This window comes from Pseudomonas sp. EA_65y_Pfl1_P113 (assembly GCF_963970525.1).
Taxonomy (GTDB): domain Bacteria; phylum Pseudomonadota; class Gammaproteobacteria; order Pseudomonadales; family Pseudomonadaceae; genus Aquipseudomonas; species Aquipseudomonas tritici.
Map to the genome: position 1 here is coordinate 1 of NZ_CAXAQM010000353.1, position 525 is coordinate 525.

The following is a 525-nucleotide window of genomic DNA, read 5'->3' on the forward strand; positions in this document are numbered from 1 at the left end:
CGAGAATTGCTTGTTCGCCATGTAATTCTTCATGATATCGACAAGCGCCTTGTTGGCCGTTTTCTCGCGCCCGGCAAATTCATCGAACGCAACGACATCCCAGTAGCCAACCAGACCAATCCGACCGTTGGAGTTATTCACGAAGAGCTTGGGGATCGTGACTTCACCTCCCGAGATCAACTGTCCATGGGGTGAGAATTCAGAATAAATGTGCGACTTACCCGTTCCTTTTGGCCCGAGCTCGATAAGATTGTAGTTTCTCTCGACAAACGGGATCAGGCGCAGCAGCTGCAGAAGCTTTGATCTGCGTCCGAACATGGACGGATCAAAGCCGATGCTCTGCATCAGAAGGTCGATCCATTCGTCGGTGGTGAACTTGCCGCGCGTTTCGCGATAGCTATCATAGTCGACCCGAGCAATCTGGATCGGTTTCAGCGTGTCTATAATCCATGGTGAAATCCGGCTGTCCTCCGAGAACTCGTACTGCACATCGGCGATGCACCAGATACCGGTCACCAGAAGCTT

Annotated in this window: 1 protein-coding gene; it reads right to left on the minus strand. The window is 52.0% G+C overall.

What is annotated here, in order from left to right:
- A partial coding sequence (locus AACY52_RS30005; RefSeq protein ID WP_339561331.1) for a BREX system Lon protease-like protein BrxL occupies window positions 1-525 on the minus strand: 525 nt, incomplete at both ends.